At 33.5% G+C, this 19,721-nt stretch carries 20 protein-coding genes; 15 read left to right on the forward strand and 5 right to left on the reverse strand.

Annotated elements, in window-relative coordinates; genetic code table 11:
• The 5 genes from K5790_RS09170 (at position 1) to K5790_RS09190 (ending at position 4,287) form a co-directional block, all read left to right on the forward strand.
• Positions 1 to 1,779, forward strand: a complete 1,779-nt coding sequence (locus tag K5790_RS09170) for a V-type ATP synthase subunit A (RefSeq protein ID WP_297594396.1) — start codon at positions 1 to 3, stop codon at positions 1,777 to 1,779.
• Positions 1,776 to 3,161, forward strand: a complete 1,386-nt coding sequence (locus K5790_RS09175; protein WP_297594398.1) for a V-type ATP synthase subunit B — start codon at positions 1,776 to 1,778, stop codon at positions 3,159 to 3,161. Before K5790_RS09170 ends, K5790_RS09175 begins: the two co-directional genes overlap by 4 nt.
• Before the next feature lie 4 nt (positions 3,162 to 3,165).
• Positions 3,166 to 3,798 (forward strand): V-type ATP synthase subunit D, encoded by a 633-nt coding sequence (locus K5790_RS09180; RefSeq protein WP_297594400.1) that lies wholly within the window; start codon positions 3,166 to 3,168, stop codon positions 3,796 to 3,798.
• Positions 3,798 to 3,929, forward strand: a complete 132-nt coding sequence (locus K5790_RS09185) for a hypothetical protein (RefSeq protein ID WP_297594402.1) — start codon at positions 3,798 to 3,800, stop codon at positions 3,927 to 3,929. Before K5790_RS09180 ends, K5790_RS09185 begins: the two co-directional genes overlap by 1 nt.
• 67 nt (positions 3,930 to 3,996) lie before the next feature.
• Positions 3,997 to 4,287 (forward strand): ATP synthase subunit C, encoded by a 291-nt coding sequence (locus tag K5790_RS09190; RefSeq protein WP_014964025.1) that lies wholly within the window; start codon positions 3,997 to 3,999, stop codon positions 4,285 to 4,287.
• Between the two features lie 42 nt (positions 4,288 to 4,329).
• On the opposite strand, the gene pyrI is transcribed toward K5790_RS09190, so the two are convergent.
• Positions 4,330 to 4,791: an aspartate carbamoyltransferase regulatory subunit gene (gene pyrI, locus K5790_RS09195; protein WP_297594406.1), complete on the reverse strand. Its 462-nt coding sequence runs from the start codon at positions 4,789 to 4,791 to the stop codon at positions 4,330 to 4,332.
• 41 nt (positions 4,792 to 4,832) lie between these two features.
• Between pyrI and pyrB the strand changes: the two genes are divergently transcribed.
• The 3 genes from pyrB to K5790_RS09210 are packed head-to-tail and all read left to right on the forward strand — an operon-like array spanning position 4,833 to position 7,919.
• Positions 4,833 to 5,762, forward strand: coding sequence for an aspartate carbamoyltransferase (pyrB, locus tag K5790_RS09200; RefSeq protein WP_297594408.1), 930 nt, complete (start codon positions 4,833 to 4,835; stop codon positions 5,760 to 5,762).
• A 52-nt stretch (positions 5,763 to 5,814) separates the two neighbouring features.
• The gene (locus K5790_RS09205; RefSeq protein ID WP_297594410.1) at positions 5,815 to 6,525 is read left to right on the forward strand and encodes an LON peptidase substrate-binding domain-containing protein; all 711 of its coding nucleotides are present in this window, start codon (positions 5,815 to 5,817) and stop codon (positions 6,523 to 6,525) included.
• Positions 6,526 to 6,545: 20 nt separating this feature from the next.
• Positions 6,546 to 7,919 carry a PEFG-CTERM sorting domain-containing protein gene (locus K5790_RS09210; protein ID WP_297594412.1) on the forward strand — a complete coding sequence of 458 codons (1,374 nt, stop codon included), beginning with the start codon at positions 6,546 to 6,548 and terminating at the stop codon, positions 7,917 to 7,919.
• On the opposite strand, the gene K5790_RS09215 is transcribed toward K5790_RS09210, so the two are convergent.
• Entirely contained in the window at positions 7,900 to 8,283 is a 384-nt protein-coding gene (locus K5790_RS09215; RefSeq protein WP_297594414.1) for a CopG family ribbon-helix-helix protein, read from the reverse strand. The genes K5790_RS09210 and K5790_RS09215 overlap by 20 nt on opposite strands.
• A gap of 90 nt (positions 8,284 to 8,373) precedes the next feature.
• Here K5790_RS09215 and K5790_RS09220 point away from each other — a divergent pair, with 90 nt between their 5' ends.
• From K5790_RS09220 to K5790_RS09230, 3 genes are read left to right on the forward strand one after another with little or no spacing between them, the layout of a single operon-like run.
• Positions 8,374 to 9,294: a zinc ABC transporter substrate-binding protein gene (locus K5790_RS09220; RefSeq protein WP_297594416.1), complete on the forward strand. Its 921-nt coding sequence runs from the start codon at positions 8,374 to 8,376 to the stop codon at positions 9,292 to 9,294.
• Positions 9,288 to 10,010 (forward strand): metal ABC transporter ATP-binding protein, encoded by a 723-nt coding sequence (locus K5790_RS09225; protein ID WP_297594418.1) that lies wholly within the window; start codon positions 9,288 to 9,290, stop codon positions 10,008 to 10,010. Before K5790_RS09220 ends, K5790_RS09225 begins: the two co-directional genes overlap by 7 nt.
• Positions 10,011 to 10,042: 32 nt before the next feature.
• Positions 10,043 to 10,831, forward strand: a complete 789-nt coding sequence (locus K5790_RS09230; protein WP_297594546.1) for a metal ABC transporter permease — start codon at positions 10,043 to 10,045, stop codon at positions 10,829 to 10,831.
• Here the strand turns inward: K5790_RS09230 and K5790_RS09235 are convergent.
• Positions 10,821 to 13,604 (reverse strand): CopD family protein, encoded by a 2,784-nt coding sequence (locus K5790_RS09235; protein ID WP_297594420.1) that lies wholly within the window; start codon positions 13,602 to 13,604, stop codon positions 10,821 to 10,823. The two genes, K5790_RS09230 and K5790_RS09235, sit on opposite strands and share 11 nt — an antisense overlap.
• 93 nt (positions 13,605 to 13,697) lie before the next feature.
• Here K5790_RS09235 and K5790_RS09240 point away from each other — a divergent pair, with 93 nt between their 5' ends.
• On the forward strand, positions 13,698 to 14,336 hold the full coding sequence (locus K5790_RS09240; RefSeq protein ID WP_297594421.1) for a hypothetical protein: 639 nt from the start codon (positions 13,698 to 13,700) through the stop codon (positions 14,334 to 14,336).
• Positions 14,337 to 14,349: 13 nt separating this feature from the next.
• Here K5790_RS09240 and K5790_RS09245 read toward each other — a convergent pair whose 3' ends face one another.
• Together K5790_RS09245 and K5790_RS09250 are read right to left on the reverse strand one after the other, a co-directional pair.
• Positions 14,350 to 15,213: a PEFG-CTERM sorting domain-containing protein gene (locus tag K5790_RS09245; RefSeq protein ID WP_297594423.1), complete on the reverse strand. Its 864-nt coding sequence runs from the start codon at positions 15,211 to 15,213 to the stop codon at positions 14,350 to 14,352.
• A gap of 57 nt (positions 15,214 to 15,270) precedes the next feature.
• Positions 15,271 to 16,077 (reverse strand): CFI-box-CTERM domain-containing protein, encoded by an 807-nt coding sequence (locus tag K5790_RS09250; protein WP_297594425.1) that lies wholly within the window; start codon positions 16,075 to 16,077, stop codon positions 15,271 to 15,273.
• Positions 16,078 to 16,191: 114 nt separating this feature from the next.
• Between K5790_RS09250 and K5790_RS09255 the strand changes: the two genes are divergently transcribed.
• Genes K5790_RS09255 through K5790_RS09265 form a run of 3 tightly spaced genes read left to right on the forward strand, consistent with a single transcriptional unit; the run spans position 16,192 to position 19,681 of the window.
• Positions 16,192 to 17,889, forward strand: coding sequence for a peptidase (locus K5790_RS09255; protein WP_297594427.1), 1,698 nt, complete (start codon positions 16,192 to 16,194; stop codon positions 17,887 to 17,889).
• A 30-nt stretch (positions 17,890 to 17,919) separates the two neighbouring features.
• Entirely contained in the window at positions 17,920 to 18,126 is a 207-nt protein-coding gene (locus K5790_RS09260; RefSeq protein ID WP_297594429.1) for a hypothetical protein, read from the forward strand.
• Positions 18,083 to 19,681 carry a peptidase gene (locus tag K5790_RS09265; RefSeq protein WP_297594431.1) on the forward strand — a complete coding sequence of 533 codons (1,599 nt, stop codon included), beginning with the start codon at positions 18,083 to 18,085 and terminating at the stop codon, positions 19,679 to 19,681. The genes K5790_RS09260 and K5790_RS09265 overlap by 44 nt, the downstream gene beginning before the upstream one ends.
• Positions 19,682 to 19,721 lie beyond the last annotated feature (40 nt).

Consider the following 19,721-nt stretch of genomic DNA (forward strand, 5'->3'; position numbering starts at 1 on the left):
ATGGCAGCTCAAGGAAGAATTGTTTGGGTAAGTGGTCCTGCAGTTAGAGCAGACGGAATGTCTGATGCAAAAATGTACGAGACTGTTACCGTTGGAAATTCAAAACTAGTTGGAGAAGTAATTAGATTAACTGGTGATGTGGCATTTATTCAAGTATACGAATCAACAAGTGGATTAAAACCTGGTGAACCAGTTATTGGAACCGGAAACCCACTTAGTGTATTATTGGGTCCTGGAATTATTGGACAACTCTATGATGGAATTCAAAGACCATTAAGAGAACTATCTAAAGCATCTGGTTCATTCATTGGAAGAGGCATCACAACTACTCCAGTTGACATGACAAAAAAATATCACTTTGTTCCAACTGTAAGCAATGGTGATGAAGTATTGCCAGGAAATATTATTGGAACTGTTCAAGAAACTGATCTTATTGAGCACTCTATAATGGTACCACCAGATCATCCAGGTGGAAAAATCTCAAACATTGTTTCAGAAGGAGATTATGATTTAGAGACTGAACTTGCTTCTGCTGAAAAGAATGGTCAAAATGTACCTATCAAAATGTATCATAGATGGCCAGTTAGAAAACCACGTCCATACAAGAAAAGATATGATCCTACAGTTCCATTACTTACAGGTCAACGAGTTATTGATACATTCTTCCCAATTGCTAAAGGAGGAACAGGTTCAATTCCTGGAGCATTTGGAACAGGAAAGACTGTAACATTACACCAGATTGCAAAATGGGCTGATTCTCAAGTTGTTGTTTACATTGGTTGTGGCGAAAGAGGAAATGAGATGACTGAAGTATTAGTTGAATTCCCACACCTCAAAGATCCACGTAGTGGAAAACCACTTATGGATAGAACTGTTCTTGTTGCAAATACAAGTAACATGCCAGTAGCAGCCAGAGAGGCTAGTATCTATACTGGTGTAACAATTGCAGAATATTATAGAGATATGGGAAAAGACGTTGTACTTGTTGCAGATTCTACAAGTAGATGGGCCGAAGCACTTAGAGAAATGAGTGGTAGATTAGAAGAGATGCCTGCAGAAGAAGGATATCCATCATATCTTGCATCAAGATTAGCAGAATTTTATGAAAGAGCAGGTCGTGTCAGAGCTCAAGGAAGTCCTGATAGAGACGGTTCAGTTACCTTAGTTGGTGCAGTATCTCCATCTGGTGGTGACTTTACAGAACCTGTTACTACTCACACTATGAGATTTATCAAAACCTTCTGGGCTCTAGATGCAAAACTTGCTTACTCTAGACACTATCCATCAATTAATTGGATGAATAGTTACTCTGGTTATCTTGCAGATATTGCAAAGTGGTGGGGTGAAAATATTAACGAAGATTGGCTTAGTCTTAGAAGTGAAGCTTATGGAATTTTACAAAGAGAAGATACACTAAAAGAAATTGTTAGACTCTTAGGTCCTGAAGCATTACCTGATGAAGAAAAATTAATTCTTGAAGTAGCAAGGATGGTAAAGATTGGTTTACTACAACAAAACTCATTTGATGATGTTGATACTTACTGTAGTCCAGAAAAACAATACAAATTATTGAAATTACTAGTTGACTTTTACAGAAAGGGTCAACAAGCACTGAAAGAAGGTGCAGCATTATCTGATATCCGTGCAATGGCAGTTGTTACTTTGATTCTCAAAGCAAGAATGGATGTCAAAGATGATGAGATGCCAAAACTTGATCAATTAGATAAAGATATGCAAGAACAATTCAAAGCAATTACAGGAGTGAAAGTTTCAAATTGACAACTGAAGGCGGAGTTCAATACAGTAAGATTGCAGAAATCAAAGGACCTCTAGTAATTGTTGATGATGTAGAAAATGCAGCATTTGATGAACTTGTAGAAATTGAAACTAATGATGGTCAACGAAGACTAGGTAAAGTTCTTGAAGTTGGAAACGGTAAAGCTATTGTCCAAGTCTTTGAGGGAACATCTGGATTATCTATCTCTGGAACTAACGCAAAATTTGTTGGCAAAGTTATGGAAATGCCAGTTTCAAAAGAAGTACTTGGTAGAGTATTTGATGGATTAGGAAGACCAAAAGACGGACTACCAGATCCAATTGCTGATAAATTTATTGACATTAATGGTGAACCAATGAATCCTGAACAACGAGAATATCCAAAGGACTTCATTCAAACTGGTGTGTCTGTAATTGATGGAATGATTACTCTAGTTAGAGGACAAAAACTTCCAATCTTTTCTGGCTCTGGTATGTCTCACAATCTATTGGCTGCACAAATTGCAAGACAAGCAAGTGTTGTTGGAACCAGTGATGATTTTGCAGTAGTTTTTGCTGCAATTGGTGTGCAATACAGTGAAGCAGAATATTTCAGACGAAGTCTTGAAGAATCAGGTGCTCTAAAAAGAAGTGTACTATTTCTAAACACAGCAGACGATCCTGCTATTGAGAGAATCATTACTCCTCGTGTAGCATTAACTGTTGCAGAATACTTGGCATTTGAATTAGGAATGCATGTTTTGGTAATTCTTACTGATATGACAAACTATGCAGAGGCACTCAGAGAAATTAGTGCAGCAAGAGAAGAAGTCCCTGGAAGAAAGGGATATCCTGGTTATCTTTACACTGACCTCTCAACAATCTATGAGAGAGCAGGAAAACTAAATGGAAGAAAAGGAAGTGTAACACAAGTTCCAATTTTATCAATGCCTTCTGATGATATTACTCACCCAATTCCAGATCTTACAGGTTACATTACAGAAGGTCAAGTCGTACTTGGTAGAGATTTATTCAGACAAGGAATCTATCCTCCAATCAATATCTTGATGAGTCTTAGCAGATTAATGAAAGACGGAATTGGTGAAGGAAGTACAAGAGCAGATCATGGTGAAGTATCAAACCAAGTTTATGATGCATACTCTCGTGCACAAGAAGTAAGAGCACTTGCAGGAATTGTTGGTAAAGCAGGACTAACTGAAATTGATTTAAAGTACATGGATGTCGGTGATGTCTTTGAAAATGAATTCCTAGCACAAGCAACAGATGAGAACAGAACTATTGAAGAAACACTTGGAATCTTATGGAAGATTGTTTCTAAACTACCAAAGAATGAGATTACCAAAATTAAAGACAAATACATAGACGAGTACTACAAGGAAGAGTAACAGAATGTCATTTGGACAAAATGTTGCAGCCACAAAAATTGAGCTTCTAAAATACAAAAAATCTACTCAAGTAGCCGTAATGGTTCAGAAAATTTTAGATGATAAACGTAAAGTGCTTTTAAAAAATATTGAAGAGATGATTGAAGAAGCATCAAAAGCAAGAGGTGGAATTTGGGAACCACTACAAGACATTTATCAATCAGTAAACGAAGCATATCTGGCATTAGGAACCAATACTGTTGATTCTGTTGCTGAATCTACTCCTCCAGTAATGGAAGTAGAGGTTCATGTAAGAAGAGTTGTTGATGTTAAGATTCCGGCATTATCTGTAACTGAGAAAGATACAAAATCAATGCCTTATGGTTTTGCTGATACAAATTCTTCAATTGATAGAGCAGCAAAACAAATCAAGGAATTACTTCCAAAAATCTGCAAAGCTGCTGAATATGAAAATTCAATTTTTAGTTTAGCAAAAGCACTTGAGAAAACACAAAAGCTTCTCAATGCACTTGAAAATGTCATTATTCCACAATATCAACAAAAAATTCGATTTATTCTTGCAACTCTTGAGGAAAGAGAAAGAGAAGAATTCGCAAAGTTAAAAAAAGTGAAGGCAAAGATGGAAAGTAGAAAATAATGGCAAAAGAAGAAATTAAAAAATTACTTGAACATTCCAAGAAGGAATTGGATTCAAATTATGATAATTTTGTAAAATCTATTCAAGATGATCTGACTTCATTCAAAAAGAAAGCATTAGATCGAATTTGAATAGCTTACCTCATCATGATTTAAATATGGACCGAGAGGAGCCACATCGTAAATGAAAACTATAGTATTGTTACTTTTGGCAGCATCAGCAATTTCAATTCTCGGATCAACCGGAGTTGCATTTGCAGCAGAAGATGGTGCATCTAGTGGCGACTCTATGAAACTCCTCGGTGCTGGATTGGCCTTTGGTATTGCAGCTGGTGGAGCAGGAATAGGTCTTGGTCAAGTAGGTGCAGCAGGTCTTGCAGTCATTAGTGAGAACCCAGCTTTACAGTCTAAGGTGTTCATCTTCGTAGGTATGGTAGAATCAATTGCTATCTACGGTATAGTTATGATGTTTATCATCTTAGGACAATAGTTAGTCCTAACAAAATCTTTTTCAAATTTTTATATTTTTAATTTAATTATATTTTAGCTTATTCACATCCAAAACTCTTGCACAATATCTACACTTTAGGACTCTTCCTTCTTTATCAATAACATCCATTACAGATTCGATATGTTCGGCACTATTGGTAATACAATCTGGATTTGAGCATCGAAATATCCTATCAATCTCATTTGGAAGTGAAACTCTTCGCTTCTCAACCAGCTTAAAATCCTTAATTATGTTGATAGTTGATTTTGGAGCAATCACTGCTAGTTTGTTTGTATCATCATCTTTTAGAAATTTATTTTCAACTTTTATGATGTCTTTTTTCTTGAATTTACCGCTGGGAACATTCAGAGCAATAGTGATTAGGCTTCCATCCCCACCATCAATTCTTAGTGCATTTAGGACTTGAAGACCCTTACCTTCATCAATATGGTCAATTACTGTACCTTCCTTGATTCTTCTAACCATAAGTTCAGATTGTTCCATCAGAATACTTTGTATAGTCACCTGTATATAATATTGAAAGAATGAACGAGTTCTACCAAAAAGACATCATCTCAATTAAGGACTTTAACAAGGAACAACTCGAAAAAATCTTTTCATCTACTGATAAGATTATCCAGCTAAATCCAACTGATAGGCGAGAGATCTGTAAAGGCAAGACATTGGGATATCTATTCTATGAACCAAGCACTAGAACCCGTCTTAGTTTTGATGCTGCAATGGCATCAGTTGGTGGAAATTCCTTGGGAATATCAAATGTTACTTCGTCATCCACACAAAAAGGTGAGAGTCTAGCTGATACTGTAAAAATCATGTCAATTTACTCAGATGTTCTGGTTTTACGACATACCTTAGATGGTTCTAGTAGATTTGCAGCAGAAGTTTCAGAGAAACCAGTAATTAATGCCGGGAGTGGAACTGAGGAGCATCCCACACAGGCAATTCAAGATTTGTACACTATTAAAAAAGAGAAGAAAAAGATTGATGGATTAAAGATTGGAATTGTTGGTGATCTAAAATACGGCCGTACTGTATATTCACTTTTGTATGGACTTGGAAATTATGATGTTGATGTGAGATTGATTTCGCCTGAATCACTTCGTATTCGCTCTGATTCAGTTTATGAAATCAAAAAGAGATTGGATTTCAAAGAATCAACAATTATTGAAGAGCATATTGATGAACTTGATGTTCTTTATGTGACAAGAATTCAAAAAGAGAGATTCCCTGATGAAGAAGAATATCTTAAAGTTAAAGGAAGTTATGTAGTTGGTTTGGATTTACTAAAACAAATGAAAGATGATGCAATAATTTTACATCCACTACCTAGAATTGATGAAATTTCTCCTGAAGTTGATAATACAAAAAATGCTAAATACTTTAAGCAAGCTGAATATGGGAAACATACACGTGCAGCCCTCTTAGGCTTGACTCTAAATGAGAATGCATTTTAATTTCTTAGAACATCCGTATTCCATATATCTAGAGACAAACAACTAAGATTGATTGACACAAACTAAGATTATTCCAATATTTCCTTTAGATTTAGTTTTATTTCCTAGACAAGAACTCCCACTTAGAATTTTTGAACCTAGATACAAGCAATTAGTTGATGACTGCATGATTGGTGATGGGCAATTTGGTGTGTGTCTTATTGATGAAAATAATTCTGTAAATGGTTGGAATTCTCCCAAACTCGTAGGAACAATTGCAAAAATAACAAAATGTGAAGATGTCAACATGGATGGATTACAACTTCACATTGAAACAATTGGACGAAATTCATTTAAGATAAAAAAAATTATTCCTCCATCAATTTCCCAGCCTGCTAACTATGATCCCCTTTCAGTTGAAGGACATCAGGAGATATCTGACATGCATGAGAAAATTGGCACTGGCGAGAAAATGTACATTAGAGCTGAAGTTGAAATGATTCCTGAAATTGATGAGAATATTTCACTTGGAGAATGGAATGATTTAGTTGAATTGTGGAAAAAGAAAATTATTACACAGGCATTACCGCAAATTGTAGAACCACACTCATTAGAACATGTTCTTGAGCAATACTATCTTACTACTGAAACACCAACAATAGATTACATCTATTCATTAGCTGCACTAGGTGCAAAAGATCCTAATGAACTTCAACCAATTCTAGAAGCAAGAACAAAAGAAGAATTAATTCAAAGTATGCATCAATTACTGACAGTAAAATAGGCCTTTAGAATGGTAATAAAATGATGTCAATCAAAAAACTTGGAATTTTTATGATAGTCGGATGCTTGTTTTTTCCTGCAAGTAGTGTTTATGGACACGGATTAGGTATTGATACCATATCCTCAGTAAATATCCAAGGAGAAAAAATTTCCATCTCAGTTGAGATGCCAATGTATTTTGAAAATGATCATGAACAAATTACAATCACTGCTACTAATGATGAAACTAAAGAAACTGCAAAAAATGTGACATTTCTAATTGGTTTGTTTCAAAATAATGAAATGATCTTTAGAAATTACTTTTTTGCAGAGGATGGCATCTTGCCAATTAAAGTAATACCTACAGAAGATGAAAAAATTACCATTCATGGTGAGCAAGATTCTTTGCTTGGTGCATGGCATGGAACAGAAACTAATCCAATAGAAATTACTGGTTCTGTATTTAATTCCGGCGGCTTGTATAATTTTGAGATAGAAGTTAGAACCATTGATGAGCCTACTAACATTATTGAAGATTCCGGAGTATACTATGCAGATTTGAGCATTGTCTCAACCCAATCATTTCCACAAGAAGATCTAGAAAACAATAATGTAGATTTTCGTGTAAAATCATATTTTGATAAAATGTCGAATTTTTCATATGATCCTGAGGCTAAACAGGTAACAATTGAAATGCCATTTGATTGGAGTGAAAATAAAATGTCTCATATACCAGTTGTTCACGTAGAGGTTCATTTTCCAAAAGATTTTGCTGAATTTCTTAGTCCTAGTTATTCTGGCTATGCTAATGGTGTAGAATTATTCAAAGCTTCAGTTACAGTTGATGATTATACAGAAGATGATGAAAGAATAGTTCACTTTGTTTTATTGCAAGATCATCTACGATTCATAAAAAACCAAATGAAACAATCAGAAAAACCACTTTCTGAAAATATTATTTTCACTTTATCTAAAAGTGAAAAAACTGCATTTCCACTTACAGCATATACAAAAAGTGAGGACTTTCAAGTAAATCTTTCTTGGGATCCCTTAGATATTGAACCTGGTATTGATACAAATTTTGTTTTTACAATTCGAGATGGTAAAACTGGTGAGCCACTAAGAAATTCTGATTATACTTTTGTAATAATTCAAAATGGACAAGAAATTCATCGTACATCAGGTACAGCTCAAGTTGGAGGTGAATTTGAAAAATATACATTTGCTGAAGAACAGACAGGCCCAACTATAATCAAATTTGAAAACATTAGAAATTCTGGGCAAGAAACTGAATTTGGACTAGTTGTTGCACCTGAGTTTGGAACAATTGTAATGTTTGTTTTAGTAATTTCAATTATTGGAATAATTTTAGTTTCTAAAAAAATACCTTTAGCAACTAAATTGCAACAAGTTTAACTGTGTCCATATTTTTATTTGTCTGAAAATCTTTTGTCATGATAGAAACTTTTTCAGCATCTCCATCAATTACAAACAACTCCATGCATTTTTCTTTCTCAATTTTGCTGTGTAGATGTGTAGTAATCAAGTCTTCAAAATTATGGGTGATTCCTGATACTACATGATCAAACTCGTCATTATGGACTACCAAAAGTATGGCATGAATATCCCCTGACAAATCTGACTTTTGTTTTTCTTCAGAAACAAATGCTCTAATTCCTGCTCTAATTGCCTCTGATCTTCCTGAAAACCCCATAGAAGTTTGTAGTTTGTCTAATTCGGAGAGGATCTCATCATTTAATGAGATTGAGACTATTGGCATATGCCTAATGTTATTAATTATCTTATAAGTTTAGCAATTAATCTTATTAACTTTTTATAGATATATTAATAATATTCATCCAATTGATGCGTGAATATTCAGACAAAACTAGCAATTACAGCAATTTTGATAGTAATCCCATTAAGCTCAATTGCAGTTTATGGAACAAACTTTGAGCAAGATTTCTCACCAAATTCAAATTCAAAATTACAAGCAATGACATCATTTTATGTTCTTCAGGAATTTGCTGAGAATATAGGACGAGATAAAGTGGATGTCACACTTCTTGTTCCAGAAGGAGTAGAACCTCATGATTGGGAGCCAACCATTAAAGATGTTCAAAAAATGCAAGCAGCAGATCTAATAATTATCAATGGAATTGGTTTTGAAAATTGGGTTCATAAATTAGATAAGATGAATAACCATATAACAATCGTTGATACAAGTAACGGAATTTTAATAAAATTATTTGATGAAGACCTGGAACATGGTGATGAACATCATGATTCAGACGATCCACACATTTGGCTAAATCCTGTATATGCAAAAATACAAGTTCAAAATATTGCTATGGCTTTTTCAAATTTAGATAACCAAAATCAGAAATTCTATCAATTAAATGCTAATCAATACATCTCTGAATTAGAAAGTCTAGATTCCAAGATAAGAAATGAATTGAAGAGTTGTAACAGTGATTTTATTGCATTTCATGATGCTTTTTCATATTTTGCAGATGAATATGGTTTGACTCAACATACTATCACCTCATCAAACATATCACATGGTGAAGTAACTGCAAAAACTTTACAAGAGGTAATCTCTACTGCAAAAAAATTTAACATTAAAGTAATTTTTAGTGAAAAAAATATTGATTCTAAAACAACTAATATTATTGCAAATGAAATTGGAGGAAAGGTCTTAGTATTATCTCCTCTCGAAGTTTTCTCTGGAGATTCATATATTTCTGCAATGACACAAAATCTTGAGAATCTAAAGGAGGCATTGTGTTGAAAGTAGTTGAAATTAATAATCTGACTGTTCAATATCCTGATGTTAAAGCACTTGATGATGTTAGTTTTGAAGTAAATCAAGGCGACTTTTTAGGCATAATTGGCCCTAATGGAGCAGGAAAATCTACTCTTTTTGATTCTATGTTGGGATTAAATACAAAGTATAAGGGAACTATCAAATTTTTTGGCGAAGACATTAGAAAATCAAAAGATTATCTGAAAGAAATTGGATATGTACCACAAAAACCAATCTTTGAAAAAAATTTTCCAGTAACAGTAACTGATGTTGTACGAATGGGCTTACGAAAAGAATCTGATGAAAATAAAATTGATGAGATCTTACAACAATTATGGATTCATGAATTAAGTGATAGAAGAATTGGTGAATTATCTGGTGGACAACAACAGCGTGTATTTATTGCAAAAGCCTTGATTACAAAACCACAAATTCTGATTTTAGATGAACCTGTAACGGGAATTGATCAACAGAGCATAGATTTGTTTTATAGTATACTTAGAGAACTAAATTCTAAACAGAAAATCACGATCATTTGGTCATCTCATGATCTAGATGCGGTAAATCAACTTGCTAATCATGTTGCATGTCTTAATAGAACATTATTTTTCCATGGTGAATCTGAAAAATTCTTTTCTAATGATGACCTAGTCAAGCAATACTCTGAAGCATCAATGCAGGAACATATGCATCATCATTAATCATGTCAATAGAAATTCTAACTTTTAGTTTTATGCATAGAGCATTAATCTCAGGCATAGCAATTGCTATTCTTTGTTCAGTTGTTGGTTTGTTTTTGGTTTTAAGACGATACTCTCTATTTGGTGATGCAATTGCACATTCATCCTTTGGTGGAATTGCATTAGGATTACTAGCAGGTGTTTATCCTTTATGGACTGCTTATGGTGTTTCAATTGCAAGTGCATTGATAATTACAAAAATCAAAGACAGATACAACATATCAGGTGATGCCTCAATTGCAGTTCTTTTGTCATCAGGTATTGCAGTAGGATTAGTGATTATTGGATTATCAGGCGGCTTTACTATTGATATCTTTAGTTTTCTCTTTGGCAGTATTCTTCTTGTAAGCGTAGATGACACTGTACTAATTTTAGCACTAACTGGAGTAATTCTAATAGTAATTTTATTACTGTATCGTCAGCTCCTTTATTCCACATTTAATGAAGAGCAGGCCAAAGTTAGTGGAATTCCTGTTGAGAAAATAAATTATCTGATTGTGTTTATGGCAGGAATAACTGTAGTTACATCAATACAGCTTGTAGGTGTTTTACTAATTTCAGCTTTGTTTGTAATACCCAATGTAACTGCAATTATGTATGGCAAGGGATTCAAACAAACTGCAATAATTTCGATGAGCTTTTCTGTCTTTTCTGTAGTTGTAGGAATTCTACTATCTTACATATTTGATATAACTCCTGCAGGAACTATTGTTTTGCTGGCAATTGGTTTACTTGCAGGTACTATGGGAATAAAATCTTCAGGATTATTATCTAAGAATTAATCAATAAATTTAATCTTCTTTTATCCTGAATGCTCTTTACAAAAAACAATGATGTTGCAATAATTCCTAATGCAATTAATGGAGATGCAATCTCTGTATACTTTAATTCAAAACTATTACTTGTAGAAATTTGTACAGTACTAACTGGGATTTCTGTAGTCTTTACTGTAGCAAGCTTGTTTGATTGTTGTTCAACAAACCACACATTGTTGTTTCCATCTGATGCCATAAACTGAACAAAAGATGTCTCACTTGGAACTGGAATCTCTACTAGATTTGTATTGTCTGGATCAAACACTCCAATTTTATCAACTGTATGTTGAGCAAACCAAATATTTCCATACTTGTCAAATGTCATTCCAAATGGTAATGCATCTTTATCTGGAACTGTGACTCTCTCAAATGTTTCTAAGACTGGATTGAATTTAGTAATGGCTAAACCTGTGTGCTCTGCAATCCATAAATCACCATTTTTATCAAAAATTAAGAATTCTGGAGCCTGAAGTGGTTCATCATTTGTGAATTGGGTAATCTTGTTAGTATCAGGCTCAATAAATCCAATCTTTCCTGCACCCGTGGTGCTAAACCAAATTTTTCCTTCTTCATCAATTGCTAAGGCAAAAGGCAATGATTGTTTGTCAGGAAGAACTATCTCTTCGAATTTATCAAGATCTGGAATGTATTTTAGAATTCTATCTTTGTTGATTATGGTAATCCAAATATTTCCATCATAATCTGCAAGTAAGAATATTGGAGTATTATCTGAAATTACTGGATCAAGTTTTGGTATGGTTTTTGTAGTTATCTGCTTAGTCTCTGGATCAATAAACCCAATTTGATTTCTTGGGGTATCCGTAAACCAAATTTTTCCACTATGATCTTGTGTTAGAAAAGTTGTAGTTAACCCGTCAAATGAATATGAGGAGAATTCATTTGAATCAAGTGAGAATTCCCATAATCTAGGCGCAGAAGGATCACTTATCCAGATTGAATTTTTTTCATCATATAATGGGAAAAGGGGTTTTGCGTCTTCAGGAAGTTGATATTCTATAATTTGAGTTTGAAGATTTTCTAGTCTTGGTTTTACTACCAAATTGATAATTTTACCCTCATTTGCACTTTCCATTCTTTGAGCTTCAATTTCCATCTCCCAATCGCCAGAGAATCCAAAAGTTAATTCCCCTTGATACTCTACTGGCTTGTTTTCATCTTCTTTGATTACCTCCATTGGAACTTCGATAGGAGAGATATTTTTTGAAGGATTAGAAATTTTTACTTTAAGTTGATCATAATCATAAAGTGGTTTATTTTCAAAATCACTTACTTTGACAAGAATTGAATTTTGGCCACTTGCAAATGGTAAAATCTCAATATCAAATTTAGCATTCTCGCTGTATTCTATTGTTTTAAAACCAAAGAAACTCTCTTGTGCATCTACTTTTTGAATTTCTCCTGCAGGAAGAGTTCCATTAGTCAGTAAAGCTACAACACCTAGAAGAATTATTCCTAAAGCTGCATCAACTTTGAGTGATCTCTTTAGCTTTTTGTGAACTGATATCTTTCCTGACTTGTAGTTTTTCTCTGCAGTTTTTTGTACTCTAAATTGAAAGAATCCTCCTAGTCCTACCATAATTGATGCAATTACAATCTTTAGAATTATCAATTGACCATAAACTGATTCAGTAATTACTCCAACATCACTTTCCAAAAACCATAACAATGTAGGACCTGTGATAATTACCACTCCTACAGCAATGATAAATGCAATTGAAAATCTTGGAATTAGTACTAAACTCATTTTGTCTCTGTTCTTTTCTTTTAATTGAGAAATTGTTGGCAATAATATGAAAACAAAATAGAATATTCCGCCAATCCATATTCCTGAAACTAAATTATGTAAATAATCTAAAACAAGTGCAGCATTTTCTCCACTTGCAGCACCATGTCCAATTAAGCTTGAAGTACCAATTAGTGCTAATGTAGCTACTAGCATTGGAATTTGATTTCTTTTTGATAATATTTTTTTCCTATCTAAGGCAAACCATATTCCAAGTAAAATTATTGTAAGTATCATTCTGATTAACCAAGTATTTCCAAAAGTAGTTTGAATTGCATCTAGAGGTGATGATTCTATTCTAATGGTCTGAACTGCAATCATCAAAATATCTGAAATAAAAACAAGAATCAAGCCTATTCCTGTAATTGACATAAATTTTCCGTGATGAAATGACTCTATCTTGTCAATTTCTTCTTTAATCAACTGCTTGTTTTGTGTTCCCCAAATTAGTAACGAGGCAATCACTGCACCCAAAACAATGGTTTGTCCTACAAGACCTGGATATCTTGCACCAGCTTCTGGAAAAAATATCAAGTCTGATGGTACTTCTTTTCCCAATAGTTCAGGATCAATTATTACATTTCCTACTGCAAACAAAAATGCATTTGGAACCAAATGACCATCAACTTTTGATAGTACTTTGCTTGATACAGTGTAAACTCCATCTTCTAATGGTGGAGTAGTTACGATCAGTGAATCTTCTCCCTGATAATATTTTGTATCCTTGTTATCTATTTGATTTCCGTTACTGTCGATTACTTTGAGTGTGCTAAAATTTATTTCAACTGGCTCTGAAAAGTATACAATAACCTCTGTGTTTCCTGTTGGTGCATTTGATTCTAGACTAGGAATTGTTTCTAATGTAAAAGGATGTGCTGCTGCAAATGGAATTGAAACTGATAAAAATATTAGTAAAACAAAAAGAAATTTTATCATTTGATCTTTTGAACATCATTGATAATTTAAACAGTTTTCATATATTCGACATTTGTACCAATTCACGTAAAGATAATAATGTGTAAATTTTATATGATTATAGTGAAGATAGCACTTTTCGGATTCATCGCATTATTATTCTCAATTGGAATGATTCTACCCTCGTTTGCACATACTACTGTAGAGATTGACAAATATCATATTGAAGTTGGATGGGGACTAGAGCCTCCAATTGTGGGAATTAGAAATGATGTTGTCTTTAAAATAACTGAAGCCGGAGATACTGAAGGAACACGAAAAGGAGTAACTAGTGCTTTTAAGAATTTAGAAGCTACAGTTGTTTTTGGTGGTGTTACTAAATTAATTGATGTTAGTGGTGATCCAAGACCTGGATATTATTTTTCACCAATAATTCCAACTAAAACTGGAACATATTTTATGGATTTGCAAGGAGAAATTGATGGCATTCCAATTAATGTAGAAATTCCAATCGAAGACGTAGAAAGCACATCTGTTTTGAATTTTCCACCTCAAAGCAGTGAAGGCTCTGGCGATATTACTGCACTAAAAAATGCAATATCTGGAATCCAAAAAGATGTTACACAACTAAAGTCTGGTGAGATGATTGTAACATCAGATGGTGGTGCAGCATACGACTTTGCAATATTTGGTTTATCAATTGCAGCAGCAGCTATTATCTTAGCAATAATTGCTCTAGTAAAAAGAAAATAGAAAAGAGGAATTCCTAAAATCTTGGAACGACTCTAGATTTTGCAGTAACTGCGACTATGCTTATAATTGCTACAGCTAGTATCATCATTGCAATTGTTCCAAATTCTGGAACTACATTTGAGAATACTACTACTTCACCAATTGGTCCTGTCTTAGGATCATTAACACCATAACCTTGGAAGGTAATAGTGATGTTTACTGGATCAGAAGAAGCTAATGCTGCTGTTTTGTGCATGCCTTTTCCATCATGATGATGTGCACCTTTATCATTTAGAACTTCTTTACCGTTTTGTTTAACCATAATGTCGTGGTTAACATGTTCTGAACCTTCAAATTCGACATTGATTTCCATCATTTCGCCTTTCATTGGTGCAGAAGCCCATACTGAAACTTTAGTGCCATCTGATAGCATTCCTGTTGCTGATGCTGCACCTTCCATGTGCATCATATCATCGTCACCATGATCGTCTTCTTCAGCTCCTACTTCTTGTACTATGATCAAACCTTTCATCCAAGGATGAACCATACAGAAATAAGGAATTTCACCTACTGTCTCTGGAGTATATTCAAATGAATTTGCTGCCATTAACAATCCTGTATCAAACTCTCCACTTGGACCATCCTCTGCAGTACCTGCTGTGAATGTATGTGCTGCAGTGTCTGTATTTGACATAATCACTTTGCCACCAACATCGACTGTTGCAGTGCTTGGAATGTAACATCCATCTGCAGTATCTTCACATCCTGGAGCTCCAGAACCTGCTGCTGGTGTAATTGTGACTTCTGAATGATCTGCAAAAGCAGCTGGTGTCATTGTGACCATCCCTGCTGCAATAGCAAATAGTACGAAGATTGAGCTAAATGCTTTTGTCTTCATTAAACAGACTACCCCTTCGGATACATAAAAACCTCACTGGAAATTCCAGAATTAGAATTAGTTCTTTCTAAACTGGTACAACTTTAGAATTCCAAATAACGGAATTCCAATATACATTCCGATATTTAGTAAAACTATAGAGATTCCATATCCAAGCATTTCTTGCTCTGAATCAATCTCTGCATAATTTAGTAGAGATAATGATGAAAGCATTGGAGTTAGTGTTATTTTCATAATTTCTTTGAAAAATGGATGTTCTCTCTCAAAGTCTGCTACACTTGGTGAAAATGAATAATACAGTTGATTGAATCCTGTCATAAATACTGTCCCTGAATTTGTTTTGAGAACTGTGTTGTCTCTGAGTTCTCTTAATTGTTGAACCTGTGGAGATAATTCAGATCCAAACGTAGCTGTTGCAATTAAACAACCACCGTTTTCTTCATTATTTGGTGGAGTTGGTTGAGCATGTGCTTCACCTACAGCAATATCAAATGATACTGTTTCAGGTGGAATTGGTTGGAATAATATTCCTTCAATGTTAAAATTCATTGAATATACCCCTTCACCTAAATTAAATTCAATTGGAATTTTTACAGAACCTACTGAAGTATGTGTTAGTGGAATCGGACCAAATACATTTTCCCCATCTTTGTCAACTGAAATGGAATAATCAATATGCTCTTGAATTTTTTGTGTTTGAGGATTGATAAAATCAATATTTATTTTTGTTTGAGTATTTAGCTCTATTGGTTCATATGTTAATTTAACATCAAGTGTTCCTTTCTCAGTTGGTAAAGTTTGAGTCTCTGCAAAAGCTGGAATAATTAATAGTGGAATTAACAATAATGCAAGAAGAATTTTCATGAATTAATTCTCCTAATCAACAATAAAAATTCTACTCTATATACTCACAAAAAAAATTATCATGCTTAGAAATGCTATGCCAGCTTTAAATATGGATTTTACACACTTTATTTGTTGTACAACAAGTTTTTCCTACTAATTGCTTTAGTTGGTATTTTTACAATTCCTGCGATTATTCCTGACGCATTTGCACATGGACTAGGGGGAGATCAAGCTCCACCATTGAGTTTTGGAGATATGAAAGTCACAGTTCGTACTGATTTGACTCCAGCAGATATTACAATTGGAGATGTTGATGATGTTAATATGAAAATCAGATTCTTTGATACATTAACAGATACTACTTTAGAAAAAGTAACTTATAGAATTGAAGTTTGGAGAAGTGGAGAATTACTTGCACGTAATCTATTTTATGATATGGATGGACGTTTAGATGTTGATATTCGTCCCAAATCTGATTGCACAAAAGATGAACTATGGAAATGTACCATTTATGGTGGATCTGAACATGTCAGTGCACCTGGTGCATTGTATGTGCAAGGAGAAGCATGCAATGATAATAATTTAGATACTTGTGCACGCCCAACAATTACAGGTCCAATTTTTGATAAAGGCGGACTATATAATATTAGAATAGATATTGAGGCTGCAACCAGTCCAAAAGTAGTTCTTGCAAATTTACTTAGTTATGATACATTTGTTAGTATTGCCCAAGAACAAGATTTTGTAATTAAAACTGCAAATGCCGAAGAAATTCCAGTTATTGTAAAAACATACTATGATGAAGTTAAAAACTTTGAATTTGATAAAACAGATAACTCTATAAATTTTGATATGCCTTTTGATTGGACACCAAGTTATGTTGATTTAGTTCAAGTAGTACATGAAGAAGTAAGAGTTCCAAAATCGTTTACACCATATGCAGAAGGAAAACAATTCAAAGGATATGTAAATGGAATTGAAATTGATCAACGAGCTTTACTAAATGATCCATATTCTTATGATGATACAAATGTAGTTCATTTCCTAGTGACAAAAAAGGAATTACAAAAAATTAATGATTCTCTAGGTCCTGAAAATCACAACAGTGGAATAATGGAATTAAAGTTAGTTCCATTAGATGAAACTTCTAAAAGTTCTACTGAATTCTATCTAGTTGATTCAAAAACCTTTGAGAAAGTTCCAACTACAGTAAATATCTCATGGGATGGCAAATATGGTGCCAATCAAGAAATTCCATTTGAATTTACCTTCTTTAATGAAAACGGAGGACTAATCAAAGATGTAAGATATGGGTATGCTGTTTTAGATTCTAATGATAATGAAATTACTAGAAATGTTGGTACTGATACAGTGAGTCCAGGAATTGTTTCAATTGAAGGACTAGATATTCAAAGAATTTTTGTTCCATCAGAGGGTCAAATTAGAATTGATGTTTGGGTTTATGGAACAGGTTTAGATTATAATCCAAAATATGCAGGCATTGGTTCAGCAATAATTGAAGTTGGACCTGGTAGTCCTATGACATCCCAAAAAGAACAAATTCCATCATGGATTAAAAATAATGCAGGCTGGTGGGCAGACGGCTCTATTGATGATTCATCCTTTGTTCAAGGAATACAATACTTGATCAAAGAAGGAATAATGAGGATTCCACCAACTACCCAAGGTACAGGTTTAGCTTCAAATGAAATCCCATCATGGATTAAAAATAATGCAGGCTGGTGGGCAGACGGCTCTATTGATGATTCATCCTTTGTTCAAGGAATACAATACTTGATCAAAGAAGGAATAATGAAGATACAGTCATAGATTTTTAAATAAATTCAGATAAGAAAAATCATGAAAGACATCAATGATATCATGCCAAAAATTCCTAACATGCGATGGGGTGCATTAATGAACAAAGCACCTACAAATGATAAAGTTGAGGAAATGAACAAAATCTTTCCAAGTAATGGCAAATGGCACACTGTATTTGAAGAAAAAGATAGAATAACTATTGATGGAAAAGAAGTTCGAAAAAAAGATCCAACAAAGTGGACATAGATTGAACTTTTACCTACTAATCATAGTTCTGATTTTTTCATCAATGTTTATGCTTGATTATTCTTATGGGCATGGTGTTGGAAGTGAAACATTTCCTCCAGTAGAACTTAATGGAAAACAAGTTACATTGGAAGTCTCTTCCTCAAAAAGTGATCCTAATACAAATGATGCTCAGCAAATCTCAATTTCATTAATTGATTTTGAATCTAAAATTACACTAAAAGATGTTACATTTTTAATAAAATCAGAGCGTGGAGAAAAATTTCTTTTTGAACGTGAATTTAAAGCTGATAATGGATTCATAGTTTTTAATTTCGTTTCAGAAGATACTGATTCTATTAAAATTGAAGAAGACAATGGTGTTAATTTTTTTGGATCATTGATAGGTCTTGAAAGCCGAATGGTTCATGTAAAGGGGCCAAAACTTAGTGAGGGTGGTTTATACAAATTTGATATTAAGATACTAACTGCTGAAGGATATTCAAAGAAATTAGGAAAACCACTTGAATTCAATGCGGGAATCTCTGTTGCACAAACAACTAGACATGTTTTTGTTGATCCTAACTTTGGAGAACAAAATATCAATGTAATTACATACTATGATGAGATTTCTGATTTTGACTATAATCCTAATAAAAAAGAGATCAAATATTCCATGCCATTTGATTGGAGCATATCAAACATTAATCAAACATCAGTTGTTCATCAAGAATTAGTAATTCCAAAAAAATTTGGTGACTTGTTAGTGTCTGGGTTTACAATGTATGTTAATGGAATACAATTATCTCCAGACATTGTCAACATTGATGATTTTTTCTCTGATGGGAGGATCGTTCATTTTATAATTTATCAAAAAGAACTGATGCATGTTTTTGAAAATAATACCGTAGATGGGGTTATGAATTTTGTAATAACACCAGACCAACAAAAAACCCATTTAAGCTCAGTTACTGATAATGGTCAATTTAGAATTCTTGTTTCTTGGGAGCCAGAAAATCTAAAATCAAATTCTAATGCTAAAATAATTTTTGATATTACAGATATTTTCTTAAAAAACAAGCCTATATCTACAAAATATGAATTATCAATTACTCACAATAACAAAGTAATCTTTGAACATAACGGTATTAGCACTGATTCTAAAGATGAACATAATGTTGTTGATATTATAATCCCAAACGATATCTCAGGTATTGTCTATCTTAATTTTAAAAATTTAGATGGAAATGATCGTGCAAGAGCATCCATCCCAATAGTAATTGATAGAATCACAAATACAAGTAATGAAATTACAATTCCTGATTGGATTAGAAATAATGCATTATGGTGGTCTGATGAACAAATTGATGATACTACCTTTATTCAAGGAATTGAATACTTGATTAAAAATAAAATTATTGTAATACCTGAAACTCAAAAAGAGAATGCTGAATCACAGACAATTCCATCATGGATTAGAAATAATGCAGGCTGGTGGGCTGATGGTCAAATTGATAACGAAACATTTGTTCAGGGACTACAATTTCTAATTCAAAATGGAATTATTCGTGTTTGATCGTATACAGTTCGAGAATTGAACCAGTCGGTTTAAATCA

It is taken from the genome of Nitrosopumilus sp., assembly GCF_025698945.1.
Lineage (GTDB): Archaea > Thermoproteota > Nitrososphaeria > Nitrososphaerales > Nitrosopumilaceae > Nitrosopumilus.

Coding starts and splice junctions, on each gene's coding strand:
- K5790_RS09170 (WP_297594396.1), top strand. CDS start 1: ATGGCAGCTCAAGGAAGAATTGTTTGGGTAAGTGGTCCTGCAGTTAGA.
- K5790_RS09180 (WP_297594400.1), top strand. CDS start 3,166: ATGTCATTTGGACAAAATGTTGCAGCCACAAAAATTGAGCTTCTAAAA.
- K5790_RS09185 (WP_297594402.1), top strand. CDS start 3,798: ATGGCAAAAGAAGAAATTAAAAAATTACTTGAACATTCCAAGAAGGAA.
- pyrI (WP_297594406.1), bottom strand. CDS start 4,791: ATGGAACAATCTGAACTTATGGTTAGAAGAATCAAGGAAGGTACAGTA.
- pyrB (WP_297594408.1), top strand. CDS start 4,833: ATGAACGAGTTCTACCAAAAAGACATCATCTCAATTAAGGACTTTAAC.
- K5790_RS09210 (WP_297594412.1), top strand. CDS start 6,546: ATGATGTCAATCAAAAAACTTGGAATTTTTATGATAGTCGGATGCTTG.
- K5790_RS09215 (WP_297594414.1), bottom strand. CDS start 8,283: ATGCCAATAGTCTCAATCTCATTAAATGATGAGATCCTCTCCGAATTA.
- K5790_RS09230 (WP_297594546.1), top strand. CDS start 10,043: ATGCATAGAGCATTAATCTCAGGCATAGCAATTGCTATTCTTTGTTCA.
- K5790_RS09235 (WP_297594420.1), bottom strand. CDS start 13,604: ATGATAAAATTTCTTTTTGTTTTACTAATATTTTTATCAGTTTCAATT.
- K5790_RS09240 (WP_297594421.1), top strand. CDS start 13,698: ATGATTATAGTGAAGATAGCACTTTTCGGATTCATCGCATTATTATTC.
- K5790_RS09245 (WP_297594423.1), bottom strand. CDS start 15,213: ATGAAGACAAAAGCATTTAGCTCAATCTTCGTACTATTTGCTATTGCA.
- K5790_RS09250 (WP_297594425.1), bottom strand. CDS start 16,077: ATGAAAATTCTTCTTGCATTATTGTTAATTCCACTATTAATTATTCCA.
- K5790_RS09260 (WP_297594429.1), top strand. CDS start 17,920: ATGAAAGACATCAATGATATCATGCCAAAAATTCCTAACATGCGATGG.
- K5790_RS09265 (WP_297594431.1), top strand. CDS start 18,083: ATGGAAAAGAAGTTCGAAAAAAAGATCCAACAAAGTGGACATAGATTG.